Genomic DNA, 20626 nt, shown 5'->3' with positions numbered 1-20626 from the left:
TCATCGATGGACAACAAACTCGACCAGACGATCGCCGATCTAGGGCGATACGCGGAATCGCTCGAGAACACCGCGAAGAAGTACGACGACCTGCAGCGGTCCATGGCCGCGCTGTCGGTGACCGAATCGACAGGCGACGGCCGCATCAGCGTGACGGTCGACAGCAACGGAGTGCCCACCGCCATCGACTTGGCGGCAAGCACTCGAGGGATGGATCCGGCGGCGATGTCGGCTGGGATCATGTCGTGCCTGCATCGCGCGCAGGCGAAGCTTCGTGGCCGTGTTACGGATTTGGTCCACGATCTGGTGGGTAACGACGCGCCTGCGGCGGACATGGTCGGTCGTTACGCGGAGCGCTTCCCTGATCCCGAACCTGCCGATGCCGCAACGACATCGCCTACTCCAGGCTCGCCGCCTACGTACGCGCCTCCGCAGTCGACCTACTCATCGCCGCCCGCCCCGCCTTCGCCGTCGGCGTACGCACCGCCGTCCGCCCCGCCGCCTTCCTATTCCTCGACTCCCACAATGGACTCCGCTCCGCCGCCGAGCCGCAAACCGAACCGCGATCAAGTCGTCACCCCGGATGAACCCGACGAGGACGACGAGTACTACAACCGGAAGTCGTGGCTGATCTGACATGGGAGAGCCCGCAGAGTTTTCGATCGACCCGGAAGAAGTTCGCGCTCACGCGGACACAATGACCGAACTGCTGTCGAAGATGACCATGGCGCTGGAAGCCGCGACCTATCTCGGCTCGGCGGACGACGGTTTCGGCGCCATACCACGCCCGTTCGTGCAGTGGATCTACGACGACGATCACCGCACCACGATCGCCGCCATTCGCAAACTGGCGGAATCGGTCTCGGTACTTCCTGGCAATCTCCAGACCGTTGCCACCACGGTCGAGGACTTGGACAAGAAGTTCAGCAAGAGCTTGTCCGACCTGAAAACCGAAATCGCGGAATCGAACGGGGGGTAGCGATGTCTGGTTTCGACGATCCGCAGGCGCCGAGCAACAACACCATGCTCGACGACAAGGCGGATTCCAACAAAGCCTACAACCAAGAGGATGTCTCGTTTCTCTCGAATGTCGGCCTCAACGGTGACAGCAAAACGGGTACACCCGGAATTCTGAAGGGCACCATCGCAGGCGACGCCTGGGACGTCTACGGGAACTTCGCCTCCGGCCAGGTCGATGCCGCCATGCTGGGCATGCTCGGACTCGCGGGCACCGCCATGGAAGTGGCATACAAGGTCATGGACCCGTTCGCCTTCCTCGGAAGCCAGGTCGCGAAGTGGATGCTCGACCACATCGAGTTCATGCGCAAGGGCCTGGATGAATTGGCCGGAAACCCGGAGATTGTCGAGGCGTACGCGAAGTCGTGGACGAAGATCTCCACCGAGTTGTCCGGCGTCGGCACCACATGGAAAGGCAGCGTCGAGCAAGATATCGACGATTGGCAAGGCGCCGCGGGTGAGAAGTACCGCCGAACCGCCGCCAGTCTGATCGATCAGATCAATGCCGCCAGCGGGATGGCCGCCGCGCTCGGCAAATCCATGGAGTCGGTCTCGAAGGCCGTCGACGTAGTACGCACGTTGGTGCGCGATCTGATCGCCAATCTGCTGGGCGCGATGATCGGTTGGACGATCGAACTGATCGCGACGGGCGGCACCGCCGCCGCCCACGTCGTTCCCGCCGCCCTGCGGCGCATCGCACGCGACAGCCTCACCTTCGCGGACATGCTGGCCGACCTGAAGAAGATCTTCACCGACGTCAAGACGTTGATGGAACCGATCGGCAAGGTGGGTGCGATCCTGACCGGCGGTTCGGGTCTGGACACACAACAACCCCAGCCTGCGTGAGTTCGCTCGGCACGAGCCCCGTCGCACTTCGAAAATGCACGGCCGCAACCATGTGGCGGCCGTGCTCGTCGGGATGCGGCGAGCTGGCAGGGTCGTGCGGCCGTGTCGGGGCTCGTCGCTAATCTCGCTGGCATGGTCAGCCCCGATACGGCAGTACGTCGCCTGCTGCTCGAGATAGGAAAACTGCTACAGCCGTATGGGTTTCACGGCGCCGAGCCCACCTGGACCCGAGTCGCGCCGGGCGGAGTCGCTTCCGTCGGCCGCACCCGCGTCTCCCGCACATGGACCGACGGACAGCAGGTTCTCGGATTCGGCTTGACCATGAACGCCACGCCCACCGCCTGGTGGGAGTACTGCAACTGGCGCAACGCCCGACTTGGCCTACCGCCCGTCCCCGTGGAAGCGGCCACCGGTCCCGACCTGATCGGCACCGAATCCCTACCCGGCGAACTGACCGAGTCGTGGACCCTGCGCCTCGACCCGGACCGAAGCGGCCGCCAGGCGCTGCGATCCGACATCGACACCATCCGCGCCGAACTCCCCCGCCGGGTCCACGCCTACGCGCGCAGAGCATTACGCCTGCTGGAACCGGACAGCTACCTCGACGAACTGCTGGCCAGACCCGACCGGCAGACACCGGACTGGGCGGCAATCGTCGTCCTGCTCACCGACCACGGACCGGGACCGCGACTCGACGACGCCATCCGCCAACTCCGCCAGTGCGTCTCGGACCATGGCGGGGCGACCTACGTGGAGGACGTCATCGCCTACGCGCGAACCCGCGTCGACCAGCGGCCGGTCGCCTAGCGGACGCGGGCGGCAGGTCCGGACCCTAGGACGCTTCCGGCGGTTGATAAGTGACCTTTCGCGCGACGGCTTCGTCGACCTGTTCCGGCGTCAGCAACGTCACGGTGTGCGAGATCGCCGCGCCGGAGGCCGCGGTGCGGATGGCGAGCGCGGCGGCCGAAACCTCGTCCGGGGCGTCACCGATCACGAACAGATCGTCCTCGCCGAAAGCGAAATAGCAGGCCTCCACATGGCCGCCCACGCTCTCGACCATTTCCGTGATGGCCGCCCGGCGGGCGGTGCCGCCCTGCGCGAGCAGGCCGCGTGCCCCATCCTCGGAGTAGCTGACCCGCCACAGGTACTTCGGCATTTCGTGTCGCCTCCTTCTCGCGGAACGATCTCGGGCAGACCCGACCCTACGGTCTCACCCCGCACCCGGCGGGCATGCGCGAACACCGTCGCAGCAATGATGCGGCAACGTGACAGTGGCGATATTGCGTTGCGCCCCACCGTCAGCGTTCGAATCCGGCGGCTTGTGTGGCTTCGTCGGCCACCCGGACGCCGTAGTGGTAGGCGAGTCTTCCGCCGAGCCAGCCGGAAACCCCCAGAGCGGCCACGCTCACCACCGACAGCACCAGCGGACCGGCGGGCACAGCTCCCGCCGGATCGGATCCTCGCCACAGGAAGCCGACCGCGAACGCGACCGTCACGGCGAGGTTCAGACCCATGTGCACCAAGCCCGTGCGGAACGCGGCGGTGCCGGTCGGAATCGCCAGCAGATCGAGCAAGCCGATCGTGGCGGCGGCCAAGGCGCCGAGCACGCCGATGGCGATCAGCCAGCGTGCTCCCTCGGCGAGGAAGTCGGGGTCGTCGACGACGTGGGAGCCGATGTCGAAGATCAGGCTCGCCACCCACGCCCCGATGGGGACCGTGACGAGAATCGGATGGAACGGGTGCCCGTACGGCCCCGCGAGGACCGCGCTGACAGGTTGCTTGGCCTGTTGCGAATCACCGCGCACGACAACCTCCCACACCGTTGTAGTTCGACCGACCGCACATCAGCACCGATCGCCGCGTGCCCGGGTACCACCCGGCTGCACACCGGTTCTTTTCGCCGGTGTGCAGCACTGGGCGGATGCGTCACCGGTTCGGCCCTCCATCAGGATCGAGAACGTCGGCCGAAGTCCAGCCCGACAGCGCACCCGCTATCGGCTTACCCACTCTCGGGAGAAAACGCATCGGATGCCGAACCCACCCCATCGCTCGTACGCGAAGCCACCGGTTTGCCGTGCCGCAGCGCCAAGCAGGCGTTGCGTGACGCCCACACGGTCGGTCGCGCACTCGGGGGCGTGCGGGCATTCGACAGAGTGGGCGCGGGAAGTTTGCCCTCGGTCATCAGTGCTACTCGGTAACTGCGATTTGCCGAGCGTTTCAGGGAGCGATCTACCGCAGCCGTCGCTCCGACCGAATCGAGAACCACAAACCACGCCGCATCGTCGGGGCCGTCGAAGGAGAACAATCATGGCTGGTCTAGTGCGCCAGAGTTTCGAATCCCCCGAGGAGACCCGTCCTTTCGAGCAGAACAAAGGAAGGGTCGATCTCGTCAACATGGACCGAGGGCCGGTGGGCCGGGCGATCTTCGAGCCAGGGTGGCGGTGGTCGGAGCACGTCAAGCCGATAGCCCAGACCGACAGTTGCCAGTCAGCTCACATCGGCTACTGCCTCTCAGGTCGCATGGTGGTGGCCATGGACAGCGGGGAGCAGCAGGAATACGGCCCCGGCGACTTCATGATCGTCCCGCCCGGCCACGACGCGTGGACCGTGGGCGACGAACCATGCGTCATGCTCGACTGGCAAGGCTTCGCCGACTACGCGAAGCGGCCCTAGCGACGAGCCGGAACGTCAGCAGGTCACGTCCACCTGGGCGGCCCTGTCGAACGACACATGCACATGGTCGTAGTGATTGGCGGTCGGGCTTCCGCGGTTCTCCATGTACGACCACCCGTTGCCGTCGTTGTACCGCTGCCGCCAGATCACGTAGTTCACACCGAAACGCTGCCGGTTTGCCAGCACGAATTCGGCGATCGCGTCGCCGTGCGCGAAATCGGATGTCATCAAATCGAGCGCGAGGCCCGCACCATGGTCGCCGTCGTAACGGCCGACAGCGCCGCCCACCTCGGCGACGCCGAACGTCTTCTTGAGCAGGTGGCCCACCTGCGCCACATGCGGCCGCGTGCCGGAGAGTTCCGTCGAACACGGAATGGGGGGAGGCAGGTGCTGTATGGCCACCTTTTCCACCAGGAGCGGCGGCTCGATCGCCATCGCCGCAGGTGCGAGCAGAGCTGTCGGTGGCGCGGTGGTCGTGGCCGATTCGGATTCGACGGCGGACGAGGACGACGTTTCGACGGCGGCGGCAGGCTGAGCGACCGAGCTCAGCTGGATCGCCACTCCCAGCACAGCGGCGACAGTCGCCACACTGCCGCACACAGCCGGAGGAGTGAGTTTCCAAGCTGCGGTCTGTTTTCGATGTTGACCAGGCATGATGTCGATCACCGGCTAGCGTGTCGGGGACAAGATCACCGATAGATTACGAAACGGTCGCGGAAAAGTCACGTCGTGTCGATACCGACTGGACGTCGCGGGCACGTCCCCGTGGGCTCACGCGGAGCGAATCAAGCTGGCGCCGAGCCGTTTACGCGGCGAGTTCGCGCCGCCGGATCTGGCAGCACTCCGCGACCGATCAGCCGTAGCACCGCTGCTGTAGGGTCGACTCGTACGAAAGCGCCCGCGGTACACCCACCGAGCGGCGCGAACCGTCGGAATCTGCCGGACGATGCGGCAGGATCGGGCGGTTCATGGCAGATTGTTTTGCGTGACCAACACTTCCGGAGACGCGTATCCCATGGCGGACACGATGACCACCTCCGTCGCAGTGCGTGACGGTGCGACCGTGCTCACGGTGGCCGGCGAGGTCGATCTTGCGACCGCGCCCGCACTGGAGACCGCGATCGAGGGCATCCTGGCGAGCAAACCGACGGCATTGATCATCGACCTGACCGCGGTCAGCTTCCTCGCCTCCGCGGGGATGGCGGCGCTGGTCGCGGCGCATCAGCGGGCCGGGGAGGCGACGACCATCGCGGTAGTCGCCGACGGACCTGCCACCAGCCGTCAGCTCAAGATGACCAGCCTGGATCAGGTCTTCGCGCTGCACTCGACGCTCGAAGCGGCGCTGGCCTCGCTGCGACCCAACTGAGCCAGCCGCGCCGCAGCCGAACCGCGACTCGACCGAGCGGCGACTCGACCAGACCCGAACACGACGACGTCCCGGCAGCACGCCGGGACGTCGTCGTTTCGTTTCAGACCAGCTCGCGCAGCTGCTCGATCAGCTTGACCCGCTCGGCGGGCGTCGCGGCCATCGGCACCACGTTCAGCGCGGTGACGCCGGCCTCCCGGAAGGCGGCGACGCGCTCCTTGACGAAACCGGCCGGGCCGACCAGCGAGATGTCGCGGACCAGCTCGTCCGGCACCACCTTGGCCGCCTCTTCCTTCCGGCCCGCCAGGTACAGCTCCTGGATGCGGTCCGCCTCGGCGCCGTAGCCGTACTTGGTGGCGAGGGTGTGGTAGAAGTTCTTGCCCTTGGCGCCCATGCCGCCGATGTAGAGCGCCAGGTGCGGCTTGACGAACTCCAGCAGCGGAGTCACGTTCTCGCCGATGGCCAGCGCCGGACCGGCGAACACCTCCAGCTCACCGAGGGCCGGATCGCGCTTGGCCAGACCCGCGTCCAGCGACGCGCCCCAGACGTCCTTGGCCCGCTCCGGCAGGAAGAAGATCGGCTGCCAGCCCTCGGCGATCTCGGCGGCCAGCTCGACGTTCTTCGGGCCGAGCGCCGCGAGCAGCACCGGAATGCGTTCGCGCACCGGGTGATTGATCAGCTTGAGCGGCTTGCCGAGACCGGTGCCCTCGCCCTCGGGCAGCGGGATCCGGTAGTGCTTGCCCTGGTATTCGAGCCGCTCCCGCCGCCACACCTTGCGGCAGATCTCCACCAGTTCCCTGGTGCGCCCGATCGGCGCGTCGTAGGGCACGCCGTGGAAGCCCTCGATCACCTGCGGACCGGACGCGCCGAGGCCGAGCAGGAACCGGCCCTCGGAGACGAAGTCCAGGCCCGCGGCGGTCATCGCCGTGAGGCTCGGGGTGCGGGTGTAGATCTGCAGGATGCCGGAGGCCAACTGCACCCGTTCGGTCTTGGCGGCCAGGTATCCCAGCGCGCTGACCGCGTCGAAGGAGTACGCCTCGGGCACGAAGACCGTGTCGAGTCCGGCCCGTTCCAGGTCGGCCACTTCCGCCGCCGCTTCCTTGAAACCGCCCGAGTAGTTGATGCCCAATCCGATCCGCATGTGCTCAACATAACCGCGGGTATGCGCGGGCCGCGCACCGGCCGTCCGACGCGGCGGTCCGGCCAGGATGCGCGCGGTGGCAAGCGGTAGCGTGATCACTAGTTCACGCCGACGAAGAACGAAAGGCCACCCGTGTCGCAGCCGAGCACGTCGTCCCAGGAAACCGCGTCTTCCTTCGGTGAGGTCACCCTCGCGCGGTACCTGACCGATCTGGCCGCCAAGATCCCGGCGCCGGGTGGCGGCGCGGTGGCCGCGCTGCACGCCGCGCAGGGCGCCGCGCTCGTCGCCATGGTCGCCCGCTACACGACACGCGCGAAGGACGCCGAACACAAGCCGATCGTGGACCGCGTCATCGATGCCGCCGACGCCGCCCGTGATCGCGCGCTGGCCCTCGCCGACGCCGACGCGGCCGCGTTCACCGCCGTCGGCAACGCGTACAAGCTGCCGAAGGGCACCGACGAGGAGACCGCCGCACGCACCGAGGCGATCAACGCCGCGCTGGTGGAGGCCGCGCGAGTGCCCGCAGCGGTGGTGGACGAGGCCGACGAGGTGCTGTCCCTTGCCGCGGAGCTGCTGGGGATCGGCAACCCGAACGTCGTCACCGACATCGGCGCCGCCGCCGATGCCGCCCGCGCCGCCGCCACCAGCTCGCAGCTCAACATCGAGATCAACGTGGCCTCGCTGCCCGCCGCGCTCGGCGACAAGTTCGCGCCCGCGTTGCTGCGCATCGAGGGAATCATCGCGCGCGCCGACGCGCTGCACGCCGAGGTCGTGCACGCCCTCCGCAGCTGAATCGCCATCGGCGACACGCCGATAGGTAGACACGCCGAGAACTTTCCGGTGTGGCGGCCCTGACCAGCGGCGTGTCGGCGGATGCGCGAACCTTCGTACCGAAGGGTCTCCCCGCTGACCATGGCCGGATCTACGGTTGATGGTCATGAGCGACGCTCCCCCGTCCTCCGCGACGCCCGGCGATCCGGCGCTACAGGTACGCGAGCGACGCGCGCAAGCTTGGAGCAACTTCCGTGCCGCGCGCATCGCGCTCGCGGATCTGCGCATCCGCACCAATGTGCGGGGCAGGCCCGCGTGGCTCGGCCGGTTGCCCGGCGGGCCGTACGAGCGCGCGGAACGGCGGCTCGACCGGCTCCGTCGCGACCTCGGCAAGCACGGCGTCGGCGCGGACGAGCACTCGTGGGGCGTGCTCTCGGGCGGGGAGACCACCACGCTGAGCGGCGTGGTCGGTATCGAGGCGACGATCGCCGCCGTCGCGCCGCGTTTCGCGATGATCGCACCGCAGTGGGTTCGGCAGTTGCGCTCCCTCGCGCGTGACTGCCCCTACGTGCGCGAGCAGGCCGCCGAGGGCGACCGCACCTGCGTCGACGAACTCACCTATCGGCTGACGGAGGCCGTGCGACTCGCGCCGTCCGAGGCGGCGCGGCAGCGGCTCGTCGATCACCTGCCCGGCGAACTGCGCCCGATCCCTTCCGATGTCATGCTGTTGCGCCGCAGCGGGTCGGGGCCGATCGAGATCGCGTTCGAAATCCACACCAGCACAATCGAACTCGACGGCATCACGGTCACGCCCGCACTGCGCGGCATGGGCCTCGGCACCGCGGGCCTCGTGCACCTGTGCCGCACGGCCGACGCGCACCGCCTGCACATCACCGGTCAACTGCTGCCCACCTTTCGCGACGACGAGGCCGCGATCGCCGCCCTGGCCCGCTGGTGCCGCGCGCACGGTTTCACGGTGCAGGAACGGCTGGGCGGGCGCATGTCCCGGCCGCCCGCCACGCCCAAGCCGGAATCCCGGCCGATCCGTCCACTGGGCGGCGCGCCGCCGACCTGATGGGCGCTGTCGGACAGGGTCCGTAGTCTGCCCGCGCATGGCCGGAGTGAATGCGGGGTACCCGTGGCCGGTCCGTCAGCGAACGAACGAGGAGGTCGCGGTGGCGGCGTTCACCGAGGAAGAGATCACCTATCTGCGCGCCCAGCCGCTGGCGAGGCTGGCGACGGTGGATCCGGACGGACAACCCGACGTGGTGCCGGTCGCGATCGAGTTCGAGAATCCCGGCCTGTGGATCTGCGGCGCGGGCGAGCAGGTGCTGCGTACCCGCAAGGTGCGCAATGTGCTGGCCGGGAATCGCAAGGTGTCCCTGGTCGTCGACGACCTGGTGTCCATCGATCCGTTCGTCGCGCGCGGCATCCGGATCTATGGGACGGCGGGCGACCCGGTCGAGCGGATCGGCATGGTCGGTCCCGGCTTCTACCTGCCGGTCTCACCCACGGTGTCGTGGAGCTGGAATCTCGCGGGCGAGCCCGCGGGCCAGGAGTGGTACGCGACGAGGAAGACGGTGCACTGCGGCTGAGCGAGAAGGCCTTTCGCACCGCACCTTGCGGAAGCATTAAAAACCGACCGGTTTCATGGTTATTCCCCCGGAATCATGCCTCACATGTTCGGCAAGCCGGGTTGATCATGAAGGCGTAGAATGGTTTTCCGCATACCACACCATCTCCGAAGGGGTGGAGCCATGAGGAGCGTACTTCGCCACCTGTTCCTCGCGGTCGTGGTCGTCGCTCTGGCCGCGTTCGGCTCCGGTGCGGCGGCGGCGACACTGATCGGGCCGTCGTCCGCCGACCGGATCACGGCGATCACACCGGCCGCCGGACAGGAAGTCGGCATCGCGCACCCGGTCACCATCCAGTTCGCGGCGCCCGTCGCGGATCGCGCTCGCGCCGAGCGCTTGGTGAGCATCAGCTCGGCCGACCCGCTCCTCGGCACGTTCGCTTGGACGAACGACCGCGAGCTCACCTGGACGCCGACGGGCTTCCTGCCCGCGCGCTCCGACATCACCGTGCGCTTCGGCAACACCCGCACCGAATTCCGCACCAACGAAGGCGTTTACGCCGAGGCCGACATGTCGGCGCACACGTTCACCGTGAGCATCGGCGGCCAAGTCGTACGGAGCATGCCCGCGTCCATGGGCAAGCCGGGATTCGAAACACCAACGGGCACTTACCCGGTGCTGGAGAAGTTCCGCTCGGTGGTCTTCGACTCCCGCACCATCGGCATCCCGCTGAGTTCGCCGGAGGGCTACCTGATCAATGGCGAATACGCCGAACGCCTCACGTGGGGCGGTGTTTTCGTGCACTCGGCGCCGTGGTCGGTGGACTCCCAGGGCTATGCCAACGTCAGCCACGGCTGCATCAATCTCGGACCGGACGACGCCGCTTGGTATTACGAGACGGTCGGCATCGGCGACCCGGTCGACATTCATTGGTGAGGCCGCGTTCGGCGGCCTTCTCCCCTCGCGACGCGCCCCGGACGTTTCGCGGAAGCCGGTTCCCTGGCAGTATCGTGCCGGGGAGCTGGTTTCGATGTGGGATGCACCCGACGGCGTGACCTGATGAAGGCGGGGAGATGGAACGACCGGACATGACGACACGACCCGGACAGGGCATGATGCCGCGGCCCGCCGCACCCGGGACGCCGCCGTGGCCCGGTGAACGGAACTATCAGGGCGAACCCGGCTATCGCGGCGAATGGGCGGACTGGGTACCGCGCAGACCGTACGACTCGGCGCCCGAGCCCGAGTGGGAACCGGAGGCCGAATTCGTCCCGGAGCCAGCGCATTTCCCCGAGGAAGACGTCTTCGCGCGGATGATCGACCGGTCCCCCAAACGCCCGCCCATCCGGCGCTGGGCCCCGGCACTCGTCGCTTCCGTTGCCGCACTGGCCATGACGGCCGCGGCGTTCCTGTACTTCCGCGGCGATCCCGCACCGCAGCCCACCTCCGCCAACGGCCCCGTCCCGACGGCCGAGCCGGTGGCTCCCGCCACCCGGTGCCCCGCGGAGCGCGTCGGCAACAAGATCCAGGGAAACGGCGACGGCGGCACCGATTCCGGACCGGACGCGATCTTCGCCTTCCAGTACGCGTACTACGTGACGCGTTCCGCCGAACAGGCGCGCGCCGTGGTCGCGCCGAACGCCTCGGTTCCGACGGTGGACGCCATCCAGCACGGCATCGACAGCATTCCCGCGGGCACCACGCACTGCGTCGCGATTTCGCCGGGAGCCTTCGCGGGCCAGTACCGCGTGGTGATCACCGAGAACCGGCCGGGCCGCGACCCGATGACCTACAACGCCCAGCTGGTCAGCGTGGCGCGGACGGGCGACCGCACCCTGATCACGGGCATCGCCGCCGCGGGCTGAACCGAAGTACCCCTCGCCCCTGCCCGAACCGCGACAACTCCCGCCGCACTGCGGCGATCTCACCGCGGCCCTACTCGACCGCGGCGCGTCTCATCTCGCTCAGCCGCGCAGCTTCTCGGCCGCCGCGACCACGTGCCGCATGAGCAGCGCGGTGGTCACTGGGCCGACGCCGCCGGGGACGGGGCTGAGTCCGGCGGCCTTGCCGCGCACCGAGTCCGCGTCCACGTCGCCCACGATGCCGCCGTCGGGCGCCTCGTTGGTGCCCACATCGATGACGATCGCGCCCTCGCGCACGTGCTTGCCGGTGACCAGCCCGATCCGGCCCGCGGCGGCGACCACCACGTCGGCGGTCGCGGTCACGGCCGCGAGGTCGGCCGTGCGCGAATGGCAGACGGTGACGGTGGCGTCCTCGGCGAGCAGCAGTTGCGCGAGCGGCTTGCCGACGATGTTCGAGCGACCGACCACCGCGACCAGCTTGCCGCGCAGCGGGATCTCGTGGTGCTTCAGCAGTTCCACCACGGCCTCGGAGGTGGCGGGCACGAAACCGTCCAGGCCCGCGGCGAGCAGGCCGAGCGAGAGCGGGCTGACACCGTCGACGTCCTTGTCGGCGGAGATCGCCGAGCTCACATCGTCCAGCGAGACACCGGCGGGCAGCGGGGTCTGCAACATGATCGCGTCGTAGGAGGTGTCGGCGCTGCGCGCGGTGAGCTCCTCGCGAATCCGCTCCGCGGTGGCGTCGGCGCCCAGATCGATACGCTCGCAGGCGATTCCGAGCCGCTCGGCGGCCTTGCGCAGCGAGTTGACATACCAGGCGCTGGCCGGATCGTCGTTGGCAACGACCAGGGCGAGCCGCGGGGCGTGCATACCAGCGGCGAGCGCGGCGGTGCGCTCCTTGGTGTCGGCGTTGATGGCGGCGGCGAGTTCCTTGCCGGTCAGCGAAAGGGTGTCCACGGGGTGACAGCTTAGTGGGCGCGGCCGCACGCATTCCGTCAGCAACCCGCGCACGGCCGAGTCGAGCTCGGACGGCGGCCGGGTCACGCGAATCGACCGGGCGATTCGGCCACGCAATTACCGGGCTCGGCCGGGGTCCGGTCGTATCGTGGGGACTGCTCTGCCCACGGCCCAACTGCCAGCTGACGTACCGAAAACCCCGTTTCACGCGTGGAAAGGTGTCGACTGTAGTGAAGATCTCGAGGCATTGGAGAATCCTGGTCGCGACGTCGTTCGCGGCCTTCACCCTCACCGGCCTGGCGGGCGCGCCCGCCCAGGCGTCCCCCGAAACCGACGCTCTCTACAACTCCGCCCAGCGCCATTTCGTCGACGGCGACGAGGGCGCGGGCCTCGCGGATCTGCGGGCGCTGCTCGGCGCCGATCCCGGTGACACCGAAGCACTTTCGCTGAAGGCGATCTGGTCGCACTACGCCAACGATCTGCCCGCCCTGGCCGACGCCATGGCGCGGCTACAGATCGCCGATCCCGAGCTGGCCGCGGGCACCGGCCACGTCCTCCACGCGATCGGCGCCGCGGTCGGCACACTTCCGAATCCGCTGCCAGCGCTGGTCGGCCCGCAGACCGGGATCGTCGTGCTCGGTTACGGTCTGCTGCCCGACGGCGCGCTGCGCCCCGAGTTGGTGAACCGGTTGACCGCGGCGTGGATCCAGGCCGTCGCGTCGCCGTTCTCGCCGATCGTGGTGACCGGAGGCAATCCGCAGAACGGGATCACCGAGGCCGAGGCCATGCGCAACTGGCTTGTCGAGCGCGGCATCCCGGCCTCGCGGGTACACGTGGAGAACCGCGCGTCTTCGACGGTGCAGAACGCGCTGTACGGCACCCAGCTGCTGCGCGCGGTCGGCGCCACCAGCGCGGTCGTGGTGACCTCCCCCAACCACATTCGCCGCGCGGTCGCGGACTTCATCGTCGCGGGCACCCACGTCGTAGGCGCGATGACGTCGCTCGAGCAGCTGGTCTCCCAGCTTCCCCCGCCCGCCCGCCACGCCCAGCGCGGCATCTACCTCGACGCAACCCGCACCTTCCAGCTGGCCACCTCCCGCTAGGCCACGCGCGTCCCGGCGGCCCGATCGAGACGTCCTCGGTCGGGCCGCAGCGCGTCCGTCGCTGCCCCGCGTGGCGCGTTCATCGCTTCCCCACCCGCGCCGGTCTCCGCCCGCAGCGTGGCGACCCGCACCGCTGCGCATCAGCGGGGCGCGGTGCGGCGGGTTGCCGGACTGATGGTCGCCGAATATCCGTTGGCCGCGGCCGGGAACGCTGGTGCAGGATGTCCCGGTGTCTGGAGTGGAGGTCGCCGAGGTGGCGGCGCGGTTGCGGGCGGCGGGGTGCGTCTTCGCCGAGGAGGAGGCGCGGCTGTTGATCGATGCCGCGGCCGAGACCGGCGGTAATCTGAACGGCCTTGTGGCGGAACGGGTGTCCGGAACGCCGCTGGAGTATCTGCTGGGCTGGGCGGAGTTCCGCGGGTTGCGGATCGCGGTCGGGCCTGGGGTGTTCGTGCCGCGGCAGCGCACGGTCTTCCTGGTCGAGGAGGCACTCGCGCTCGCGGGCGCGCTCGAGTCGACGCCCGTGGTGGTCGACCTGTGCTGCGGCTCCGGCGCCCTGGGTGCCGCGTTGGCGACCGCGCTGCGCGCCGAAGGGCGGACCGTCGCACTCTCGGCCGCCGATATCGAACCCGCCGCGGTCGAGTGCGCCCGCCGCAATCTCGACCCGCTCGGCGCGAGCGTCTACCAGGGCGACCTGTTCGCCCCGCTCCCGGACGACCTGCGCGGCCGGGTCGACGTCCTGCTCGCCAACACCCCGTACGTGCCCTCGGATCACATCGCGGACATGCCCCCGGAAGCGCGCGACCACGAGCCGCGCACGGCCCTCGACGGCGGCGCCGACGGTCTGGACGTCTTCCGGCGCGTCGTGGCCGACGCCCCCGAATGGCTGGCACCCGGCGGGCACCTGCTCGTCGAATCGAGCCCGGAGCAGGCGGTCGTCGCCGCGAAGATCCTGACCGATCGCGGCCTCCTCGCCCGCGTCGCGGAGTCCGAGGAGCACTACGCCACCGTGGTCATCGGCACTCGTCCCTGAGCGCCAGGCTCGGCGCAAGCGCGCAAGACCGCGCGTCACCCGTGGCGCAAGCGCGCAAGACCGCGCCTCACTCTTGGCACGACACGAAGGCCCGCGCGTCACTCCTGGCACGACACGAACGCCCGCGCGTCACCCCCGGCACGACACGAACGCCCGCGCGTCACCCCCGGCACGACACGAACGCCCGCGCGTCACCCCCGGCACGACACGAACGCCCGCGCGTCACCCCCGGCACGACACGAACGCCCGCGCATCACCCCCGGCACGAACACGGACGACCGCGCGTCCCCCTGGAACGCGCGGTCGTTCGGTCGTCCTCGCCTACTTCTTGCGCCCGGTGAATTCGTCCATCGAGTGGTAGACGCCGACGGTGTCGAGGAACAAGTCGCGCAGTTTGAGCGGCAGGATGCCGGAAAGCGCCCGGTTGAGTCGGGAGGTCCATGGCAGCACGACCAGCGCGTTGCCCTGCTTCATCTCCTTCCAGGAGGTGTCGACGACCGCGTCCTGCTCGAGGATCGGGGTGAGCCAGAAACCCTTGGCGCCGTCGAACATTCCGGTGTCGATGTAGGTCGGGCACACGGTGGTGACCTTGACGTGGTCGTGGCCCGCCTGCTCGAGCTCCAGGCGCACCGAGTCGGACCAGCCGAGGGCCGCCCACTTGGACGCGGCGTAGACGGACATGCGCGGATTGGCCACCAGACCGGCGGAGGAGGCGATGTTCAGCACCCGCGCCTGGCCGGTTCCGCGCACCATGGCTGGCAGGAATTCGAGGGTGATGTACATCGGCGCCAGCGAGTTGATCGCCATCGTCTTGTCGATGTCGGCGCGGTTCTCGGTCTCCCAGAAGTAGGTGTTGCCGCGCACGATGCCCGCGTTGTTCACCAGGATGTCGATGTCGCCGACCGTTTCGCGGACCGCGGTGGCGGTCTCGGCGATGGCGTCCCGGTCCGACACGTCGACCACGTAGTGGTGGATCTCCGAGCCGCGGCCGGAGAGTTCCGCCGCGGTGCCCTTCAGCGCGACCTCGTTGATGTCCCACAGCACCACCGCGGTGGCGCCTTCGCGCACCGCGCGCTCGGCGAACAACTTGCCGAGCCCCATGGCGGCACCCGTGACCAGGACCTTCTTGCCCGCGACCGTGTCCAGCTTCATCCGTTCCCTATCCCTGCGTTCGTTTCCGGCGACGCCACATGCGACGACGACTGCTTCTCGGTGCCGCTCGCTCCCGACCCGGCGCCTCCTGACCCGCGCTACTTCTGGCGCAGCGTCTTCATGACGTTGAAGTAGAGCGTCATGGCCTTGGCCCACAGCTCCTCCGACATCCCGGGCAGCGGCGCGATCGGCAGCACGCGCTGGACCGCGATGGTCTGGGTGTCGATGTACTTGAGCAGGCCTTCGGGACCGTGCCGCCGTCCGGTGCCGGAGATGCCGAGTCCGCCGGACGGCGCGTCGGCGCTGCCCCACGCGGCGATGAAGCCCTCGTTGACGTTCACCGATCCGGCGTCGATGCGGGCGGCCACCGCGCGGCCGCGCGCCGCGTCCTTGGTCCACACGCTGGCGTTGAGGCCGTAGGCGGTGTCGTTGGCCGCCTCGATGGCCTCCTCGTCGCTGCCGACGCGGTAGACCGAGACCACCGGGCCGAAGGTCTCCTCGCGGTAGACCGTCATGCCGGGCCGCACGCCGGCGAGCACGGTCGGCTCGTAGAAGAACGGGCCGAGATCGGGTCGCGCGCGACCGCCCGCGAGCACTGTCGCGCCCTTGGCCACCGCGTCGTCGACGTGCGCGCGCACGGTGTCCAGCTGACGCTGGAAGGTCAGCGAACCCATGTCGCTGTCGTAGTTCAGCTCCGCGCCAAGCTCGATCGAGCGCACGTTGGCGACGAATTCGGTGACGAACCGGTCGTAGACCGCCTCGTGCACGTAGATGCGCTCCATGGATTCGCACAGTTGTCCCGCCGAGGAGAAGCAGGCGCGGACGGCGACCTTGGCGGCGCGCGAGACGTCGGCGTCGGCCAGCACCAGCAGCGGGTTCTTGCCGCCCAGCTCCAGCGAGTAGCCGATCAGCCGCTCACCCGCCTGCTGCGCGATGGTGCGGCCGGTGGCGCTGGAGCCGGTGTAGTCGACGTAGTCGGCGCGCGCGATGACCTCGCCGCCGATCACCGAGCCGCGGCCGAGCACCGCCTGCCACAGGCCGCGCGGCAGTCCGGCGCGCACGGCGGCGTCGATGGCCCACAGCGCGGTCAGTGCCGTCTGGTTGTCGGGCCGCGCGACAACGGCGTTGCCCGCGACGAGGGCGGGCAGCGCGTCGGAGGCGGCCAGGGCCAGCGGGTAGTTCCACGGCGAGATCACCGCGACGACGCCCTTGGGACGGTTCCGCACGTCGACCTGGGTGAGGACGGGCAGCACGCCGCGCGGCTTGCGGGTCGCCAGCAGTTTCTCGGCGACCGAGGCGTAGTACCTGGCGTTCACCGCGACGTCGCCGACCTCGTCGAAGGCGTGCGCGCGGGACTTGCCGGTCTCGGTCTGCACGATGTCGAGGATCGCGTCCTGCTCGGCGAGCACGATGTCGTGAAAGCGGCGCAGCACGGCGGCCCGCTCGCGCACCGGACGCGCGGCCCATTCGCGCTGCGCGGCCCGCGCGGTGGCGAAGGCGCGCTCGATGTCGTCGGTGGAGGACTGCGGCAGCTCGGTGACGAACCGCCCGGTCGCGGGCGCGAAGACCTCGACCGCGGGGGCGCCGCCCGCGACGGCGTGCTCGAGCAGCGGCCGCACCAGGTCGGCGGGCAGTGCGGCCGGGTCGGCCAGCTTCGGGGCGGTCGTCATTGTCGGCCCTCTCGTGGGACGGAGTCGGATGCGCGCGTCCAGAGCATTTACTGAACAGTGGTGTTAGATTAATCCTTGTGACGTGTCCCGTGTCAAGCTCTCCGTTGTGCAGCACAGACATGCCCGACATCCGGTTGTGAGGCCTCACCGTGCCGACTGACGCGCCGACCCGCCGTGGCCGCCCGCCGCAGACCAGGGAGCAAGCCGAGGAGGTCAAGGCCAGGATCGTGCTCGCGACCGCGGAAGTGTTCACCCGCAACGGCTCTCGCGGCCTGAGCGTCGCGCAGATCATCGAGCAGGCCGGATTGGCGCGACCGACGTTCTACCGATACTTCGGCAACGCCGCCGAACCGCTGCACGTCTTGCTGACCGCGTCCAACGAGGGCCTGGTCGGCGGGATCCGCGCCGCGCTCACCGGCACCGACGAGCCCGTCGAACTCGGCATCCGGCTCATCGACGCCTACCTGGACTGGGCCCGCGGCCACGGCCCGATGTTGCGCCCGCTGTTCGCCGAACTGCACGATCCGGCCTCGCCGGTCTCCGCCTATCGCGAGCGCGCCCTCGACGACATCCGCGCGACCGTCCGCGAGACGTTCACCGAGCTGGGCAGGCCGGTCCCGTCGCCGCTCGACCTGGACGCCGCGCTGCACGTCTGCGAATACGTCGTCTATCGCATCTCCTCGGGCACCGCGCCGGGCGCCGAACCGGACGCGGAGACGGTCGACGCCGCGCGGCTCACCATGATCCGTGTCCTGCTGACCACCCTCGGCACCCGCGCCGACATCGAGTACGCACTCGACATCCCGAACCTCTTCCCCGAAGCGCCGACGCCTCCCTGAAACAAGAAATCGACCCCGCCGAGGCCGATTCGGGCATGAGAGGATCGAGGGATGGTCGCCGATTCCGACGAATCCTTCGCCCGAATGCGCAACTGGCGTGGCCTGGCCCCCGCCGAGCGAATCGCCACGCGCAGAACACAACTCGTCGAGGCCGCCACCGAGCTGATGGCCACCGTCGGCGCCTCGGAGATCTCGATGCGGGGGGTGTGCAGACAGGCCGGGCTGACCGAGCGCTACTTCTACGAGAGCTTTCCGAACCTGGACGCGCTGCTCACCACCGTGCTGGAGACCGTGGTCGTCGGGGCCCGCGACCACCTGCTCGACGCGCTGACCGAGGCGCCGATCGAGCGCGAGGCGATGTTCCGCCACGTCGTCGCGGCCTTCACCGACTATCTGACCGAAGATCGGCGCCGCGGCCGGATCATGTTCGTGGAATCGCAGGCCACCCCGGTGCTCACCCAGCGCGGCGACGAACTCGTCGAACTGTTCACCGCGCCCATCGCCATGACCATCGGCGCGGGCGACTACCGCGAACCAGGGCCGGACCACCTGGACAGCGTGCTCAACGCGAACGCGATCTTCGGCGCGCTCGCCTACCTGTACCGGCCGTGGCTGGACGGCACGATCGAGGTCCCGCGCGAACGGTTCGACGAGCACGCCGCCCGCCTGCTCACCGCCATCGCGCCGGTCAGGTCTTCGGACGCCTGATCGGCACGGTCCGCCGCGGTCCACGCACGGCTGGAGCGAACGCGGCGGTGCGCACGTCGAGCACAACGTGACCGAGGGATGCGGACGTAAGCCCTAGTCCGCGAGCACCGGGTCCCGCCGCTCAGCGCGCTCGAATCGCATGGCGCCATCGGTGATCGCGCCGTGGCGCAACGTGATCAGGTCGCGGACGTAGTTCATGCGCAGCGCCCACGGCGCGCGATCGCCCTGCATCGGGAACATGGTCGCGGCGCGCAGGACATAGCCGGGCATGAAGTTGGTGAACAGCGGCGCCTTGCCGACCGAGGGATCGCGCACCGGCATGCAGCGGGCGTAGCCGTGCGCGTCCATGTGCCGCAGCAGCCGAACCACGTACTCGCTGACCAGATCCGCCTTGAGGGTCCACGACGCGTTGGTGTAGCCGATCACGAAGGCGAAGTTCGGCACCTCCGACAGCATCATCGCCTTGTAGGCCAGATGATCGGCCATCGAGACCGGCGTACCGTCCACGACGAGCTCCATGCCGCCGAAGGCGAGCAGGTTCAAACCCGTTGCTGTGACGACGATGTCGGCGTCGAGGTGCTTCCCGGAGGTCAGCGCGAGCCCGCGCTCGGTGAAGGACTCGATGCGATCGGTGACGATGTCGAGTCGCCCCTTGCGGATGGCGCGGAAGAAATCGCCGTTGGGCGCGAGGCACAGGCGCTGATCCCACGGGTTGTACTTCGGCGTGAAGTGGGTGTCGATGTCGAAGCCCGGGGGAAGCCAGCGCTGCTGCCACTGCTTGATCCGCGCCCGCATCCGATCCGGGTAGCGCTGGCTCAGCTGGTAGATCGCGGTCGCGATGGCCACGTTCTTCGCGCGCGCCACCGCGTAGGCCGCCTTGGCGGGCAACCACTTTCGCGCCCGGTGGGCAAGATCGTCGCGTTCCGGCGCGGAGATGATGTAGCTGGGCGAGCGCTGCAGCATGGTGACGTGCGCGCCCTGCTCGGTCAGCGCGGGGCCGAGCGTCACCGCGGTGGCGCCGCTGCCGATGAGCACGACGTGCTTGTCCGCCACGTCCAGCTCGTCCGGCCAGTGCTGCGGATGAATGATCGGACCGGCGAAGCGCTCGGTGCCCGCGAAGTCCGGCGTGTAGCCCTCGTCGTAGCGGTAGTAACCCGAGCAGCACCACAGGAAATCGGTGGTCAGCGTGACCACTTCGCCGGTGTCGGTGCGTTCGGCGCGCACGGTCCACCGATTGTCGGCCGAGGACCACTCGGCGCGCACGACGCGGTGGTGGTAACGGATGTGTTCGTCGATGCCGTACTCGCGCGCGGTATCGCGCAGATAGTCCAGAATCGTGTGGCCGTCGGCGATCGCCTTCTCTTCCGGCCAGGGACGGAAACGGTAGCCGAGGGTGTACATGTCCGAGTCGGAGCGAATTCCGGGATAGCGGAACAGATCCCAGGTGCCGCCGAGGGCCGCGCGGCTTTCTAGGACGGCGAACCGACGCCCGGGAAACGCCTGCCGCACGTGATACGCCGCACCGATACCGGACAGCCCGGCCCCGACGATGAGTACATCGACGTGCTCGGTCTCGGTCGTCATCACACAGCTCCTCCGGTCTCCTGCGGACGGGTGCGGCGCCGCATCCGCGATACCTCGAGGGTAGTCGGCGCCACCCGGCGCATCGGTCGCCGGTTCCTCCCGCACAACCGCGGGCACCACCGAGTGAAGTCACTCACACGGGACCGCGCACCGCCCGCGCACCGACCCGTCCAGCTATTCCGAACCATGGTTAGCGAATTGTTCGCCGTCACAACGGACCCGCGCCGTGCCGCCACCCGGCCCGCTCGCGCGGCATGCCCGGAAAACTGGTGTCAGAACGGCGCAGCGCCGCCTACCGGCCACCATAGCGAGCTGCCATAGCCGGGCGATGACCAG

General features: G+C 68.9%; 23 protein-coding genes. 15 read left to right on the top strand and 8 right to left on the bottom strand.

Going from position 1 to position 20626, the window contains the following annotated elements; all coding sequences use genetic code 11:
* Positions 1-6: 6 nt before the first annotated feature.
* From NAM01S_RS06805 to NAM01S_RS06790, 4 genes are all read left to right on the top strand, one after another.
* Positions 7-636: a YbaB/EbfC family nucleoid-associated protein gene (locus NAM01S_RS06805; RefSeq protein WP_067781033.1), complete on the top strand. Its 630-nt coding sequence runs from the start codon at positions 7-9 to the stop codon at positions 634-636.
* A 61-nt stretch (positions 637-697) separates the two neighbouring features.
* Positions 698-979 carry a hypothetical protein gene (locus NAM01S_RS06800; protein ID WP_067781031.1) on the top strand — a complete coding sequence of 94 codons (282 nt, stop codon included), beginning with the start codon at positions 698-700 and terminating at the stop codon, positions 977-979.
* Between the two features lie 2 nt (positions 980-981).
* On the top strand, positions 982-1863 hold the full coding sequence (locus NAM01S_RS06795; protein WP_067781028.1) for a hypothetical protein: 882 nt from the start codon (positions 982-984) through the stop codon (positions 1861-1863).
* 132 nt (positions 1864-1995) lie between these two features.
* Entirely contained in the window at positions 1996-2670 is a 675-nt protein-coding gene (locus tag NAM01S_RS06790; RefSeq protein ID WP_067781025.1) for a hypothetical protein, read from the top strand.
* 25 nt (positions 2671-2695) lie between these two features.
* Here NAM01S_RS06790 and NAM01S_RS06785 read toward each other — a convergent pair whose 3' ends face one another.
* Positions 2696-3019 (bottom strand): GYD domain-containing protein, encoded by a 324-nt coding sequence (locus tag NAM01S_RS06785; protein WP_067781022.1) that lies wholly within the window; start codon positions 3017-3019, stop codon positions 2696-2698.
* Positions 3020-3161: 142 nt separating this feature from the next.
* A complete protein-coding gene (locus NAM01S_RS06780) occupies positions 3162-3668 on the bottom strand; it encodes a DUF2231 domain-containing protein (protein ID WP_253798216.1) in 507 nt (168 codons plus the stop codon).
* Positions 3669-4170: 502 nt separating this feature from the next.
* On the opposite strand from NAM01S_RS06780, the gene NAM01S_RS06775 reads away from it, so the two are divergent.
* Entirely contained in the window at positions 4171-4536 is a 366-nt protein-coding gene (locus NAM01S_RS06775; protein WP_067781016.1) for a cupin domain-containing protein, read from the top strand.
* A 15-nt stretch (positions 4537-4551) separates the two neighbouring features.
* On the opposite strand, the gene NAM01S_RS37040 is transcribed toward NAM01S_RS06775, so the two are convergent.
* Entirely contained in the window at positions 4552-5202 is a 651-nt protein-coding gene (locus NAM01S_RS37040; RefSeq protein ID WP_307188660.1) for a VldE C-terminal domain-containing protein, read from the bottom strand.
* A 361-nt stretch (positions 5203-5563) separates the two neighbouring features.
* Here NAM01S_RS37040 and NAM01S_RS06765 point away from each other — a divergent pair, with 361 nt between their 5' ends.
* Entirely contained in the window at positions 5564-5902 is a 339-nt protein-coding gene (locus NAM01S_RS06765) for an STAS domain-containing protein (protein WP_067781278.1), read from the top strand.
* 103 nt (positions 5903-6005) lie between these two features.
* Here the strand turns inward: NAM01S_RS06765 and NAM01S_RS06760 are convergent, their stop codons facing one another.
* Complete coding sequence (locus NAM01S_RS06760) at positions 6006-7043, bottom strand: LLM class F420-dependent oxidoreductase (protein WP_067781275.1); 1038 nt, start codon at positions 7041-7043, stop codon at positions 6006-6008.
* Between the two features lie 132 nt (positions 7044-7175).
* Here NAM01S_RS06760 and NAM01S_RS06755 point away from each other — a divergent pair, with 132 nt between their 5' ends.
* The 5 genes from NAM01S_RS06755 to NAM01S_RS06735 all read left to right on the top strand — a co-directional run bounded on the left by NAM01S_RS06755 (position 7176) and on the right by NAM01S_RS06735 (position 11253).
* Positions 7176-7835: a cyclodeaminase/cyclohydrolase family protein gene (locus NAM01S_RS06755; protein ID WP_084482558.1), complete on the top strand. Its 660-nt coding sequence runs from the start codon at positions 7176-7178 to the stop codon at positions 7833-7835.
* A gap of 145 nt (positions 7836-7980) precedes the next feature.
* Positions 7981-8889 carry an N-acetyltransferase gene (locus NAM01S_RS06750; RefSeq protein WP_157107622.1) on the top strand — a complete coding sequence of 303 codons (909 nt, stop codon included), beginning with the start codon at positions 7981-7983 and terminating at the stop codon, positions 8887-8889.
* Positions 8890-8926: 37 nt separating this feature from the next.
* Positions 8927-9409 carry a PPOX class F420-dependent oxidoreductase gene (locus NAM01S_RS06745; RefSeq protein WP_084482557.1) on the top strand — a complete coding sequence of 161 codons (483 nt, stop codon included), beginning with the start codon at positions 8927-8929 and terminating at the stop codon, positions 9407-9409.
* Positions 9410-9571: 162 nt separating this feature from the next.
* Positions 9572-10324, top strand: coding sequence for a L,D-transpeptidase (locus NAM01S_RS06740; RefSeq protein ID WP_067781009.1), 753 nt, complete (start codon positions 9572-9574; stop codon positions 10322-10324).
* A 152-nt stretch (positions 10325-10476) separates the two neighbouring features.
* Positions 10477-11253 (top strand): DUF8176 domain-containing protein, encoded by a 777-nt coding sequence (locus NAM01S_RS06735; RefSeq protein WP_143861365.1) that lies wholly within the window; start codon positions 10477-10479, stop codon positions 11251-11253.
* 99 nt (positions 11254-11352) lie between these two features.
* Here NAM01S_RS06735 and NAM01S_RS06730 read toward each other — a convergent pair whose 3' ends face one another.
* Positions 11353-12204, bottom strand: a complete 852-nt coding sequence (locus tag NAM01S_RS06730; RefSeq protein WP_067781268.1) for a bifunctional 5,10-methylenetetrahydrofolate dehydrogenase/5,10-methenyltetrahydrofolate cyclohydrolase — start codon at positions 12202-12204, stop codon at positions 11353-11355.
* Between the two features lie 230 nt (positions 12205-12434).
* Between NAM01S_RS06730 and NAM01S_RS06725 the strand changes: the two genes are divergently transcribed.
* Together NAM01S_RS06725 and NAM01S_RS06720 are read left to right on the top strand one after the other, a co-directional pair.
* Positions 12435-13307 carry a YdcF family protein gene (locus NAM01S_RS06725; RefSeq protein ID WP_067781003.1) on the top strand — a complete coding sequence of 291 codons (873 nt, stop codon included), beginning with the start codon at positions 12435-12437 and terminating at the stop codon, positions 13305-13307.
* A 229-nt stretch (positions 13308-13536) separates the two neighbouring features.
* The gene (locus NAM01S_RS06720) at positions 13537-14337 is read left to right on the top strand and encodes a putative protein N(5)-glutamine methyltransferase (RefSeq protein WP_067781265.1); all 801 of its coding nucleotides are present in this window, start codon (positions 13537-13539) and stop codon (positions 14335-14337) included.
* Positions 14338-14658: 321 nt separating this feature from the next.
* Here the strand turns inward: NAM01S_RS06720 and NAM01S_RS06715 are convergent, their stop codons facing one another.
* Positions 14659-15489, bottom strand: coding sequence for an SDR family oxidoreductase (locus tag NAM01S_RS06715; protein WP_067781000.1), 831 nt, complete (start codon positions 15487-15489; stop codon positions 14659-14661).
* Between the two features lie 98 nt (positions 15490-15587).
* Positions 15588-17159: a succinic semialdehyde dehydrogenase gene (locus NAM01S_RS06710; protein WP_067780997.1), complete on the bottom strand. Its 1572-nt coding sequence runs from the start codon at positions 17157-17159 to the stop codon at positions 15588-15590.
* Positions 17160-17308: 149 nt separating this feature from the next.
* Here NAM01S_RS06710 and NAM01S_RS06705 point away from each other — a divergent pair, with 149 nt between their 5' ends.
* Positions 17309-17998 (top strand): TetR/AcrR family transcriptional regulator, encoded by a 690-nt coding sequence (locus NAM01S_RS06705; protein ID WP_067780994.1) that lies wholly within the window; start codon positions 17309-17311, stop codon positions 17996-17998.
* Positions 17999-18049: 51 nt separating this feature from the next.
* Positions 18050-18706: a TetR/AcrR family transcriptional regulator gene (locus NAM01S_RS06700; protein WP_067780991.1), complete on the top strand. Its 657-nt coding sequence runs from the start codon at positions 18050-18052 to the stop codon at positions 18704-18706.
* 93 nt (positions 18707-18799) lie between these two features.
* Here the strand turns inward: NAM01S_RS06700 and NAM01S_RS06695 are convergent, their stop codons facing one another.
* Complete coding sequence (locus NAM01S_RS06695; RefSeq protein WP_067780988.1) at positions 18800-20290, bottom strand: flavin-containing monooxygenase; 1491 nt, start codon at positions 20288-20290, stop codon at positions 18800-18802.
* Between the last annotated feature and the right edge of the window lie 336 nt (positions 20291-20626).

The sequence above is a fragment of the Nocardia amikacinitolerans NBRC 108937 genome (assembly GCF_001612615.1).
GTDB classification, from domain to species: Bacteria; Actinomycetota; Actinomycetes; order Mycobacteriales; family Mycobacteriaceae; genus Nocardia; species Nocardia amikacinitolerans.
Note: the sequence above shows the minus strand (reverse complement) of the source record. Positions and strands in the feature narration are given on the sequence as shown.

What these genes read in the sequence shown, in the direction of transcription:
- NAM01S_RS06750 (WP_157107622.1), top strand. Translation starts at nt 7,981, where the DNA reads ATGAGCGACGCTCCCCCGTCCTCCGCGACGCCCGGCGATCCGGCGCTA.
- NAM01S_RS06735 (WP_143861365.1), top strand. Translation starts at nt 10,477, where the DNA reads ATGACGACACGACCCGGACAGGGCATGATGCCGCGGCCCGCCGCACCC.
- NAM01S_RS06740 (WP_067781009.1), top strand. Translation starts at nt 9,572, where the DNA reads ATGAGGAGCGTACTTCGCCACCTGTTCCTCGCGGTCGTGGTCGTCGCT.
- NAM01S_RS06785 (WP_067781022.1), bottom strand. Translation starts at nt 3,019, where the DNA reads ATGCCGAAGTACCTGTGGCGGGTCAGCTACTCCGAGGATGGGGCACGC.
- NAM01S_RS06745 (WP_084482557.1), top strand. Translation starts at nt 8,927, where the DNA reads ATGGCCGGAGTGAATGCGGGGTACCCGTGGCCGGTCCGTCAGCGAACG.
- NAM01S_RS06760 (WP_067781275.1), bottom strand. Translation starts at nt 7,043, where the DNA reads ATGCGGATCGGATTGGGCATCAACTACTCGGGCGGTTTCAAGGAAGCG.
- NAM01S_RS06700 (WP_067780991.1), top strand. Translation starts at nt 18,050, where the DNA reads ATGGTCGCCGATTCCGACGAATCCTTCGCCCGAATGCGCAACTGGCGT.
- NAM01S_RS06795 (WP_067781028.1), top strand. Translation starts at nt 982, where the DNA reads ATGTCTGGTTTCGACGATCCGCAGGCGCCGAGCAACAACACCATGCTC.
- NAM01S_RS06800 (WP_067781031.1), top strand. Translation starts at nt 698, where the DNA reads ATGACCGAACTGCTGTCGAAGATGACCATGGCGCTGGAAGCCGCGACC.
- NAM01S_RS06805 (WP_067781033.1), top strand. Translation starts at nt 7, where the DNA reads ATGGACAACAAACTCGACCAGACGATCGCCGATCTAGGGCGATACGCG.
- NAM01S_RS06790 (WP_067781025.1), top strand. Translation starts at nt 1,996, where the DNA reads ATGGTCAGCCCCGATACGGCAGTACGTCGCCTGCTGCTCGAGATAGGA.
- NAM01S_RS06695 (WP_067780988.1), bottom strand. Translation starts at nt 20,290, where the DNA reads ATGACGACCGAGACCGAGCACGTCGATGTACTCATCGTCGGGGCCGGG.
- NAM01S_RS06775 (WP_067781016.1), top strand. Translation starts at nt 4,171, where the DNA reads ATGGCTGGTCTAGTGCGCCAGAGTTTCGAATCCCCCGAGGAGACCCGT.
- NAM01S_RS06715 (WP_067781000.1), bottom strand. Translation starts at nt 15,489, where the DNA reads ATGAAGCTGGACACGGTCGCGGGCAAGAAGGTCCTGGTCACGGGTGCC.
- NAM01S_RS06765 (WP_067781278.1), top strand. Translation starts at nt 5,564, where the DNA reads ATGACCACCTCCGTCGCAGTGCGTGACGGTGCGACCGTGCTCACGGTG.
- NAM01S_RS06710 (WP_067780997.1), bottom strand. Translation starts at nt 17,159, where the DNA reads ATGACGACCGCCCCGAAGCTGGCCGACCCGGCCGCACTGCCCGCCGAC.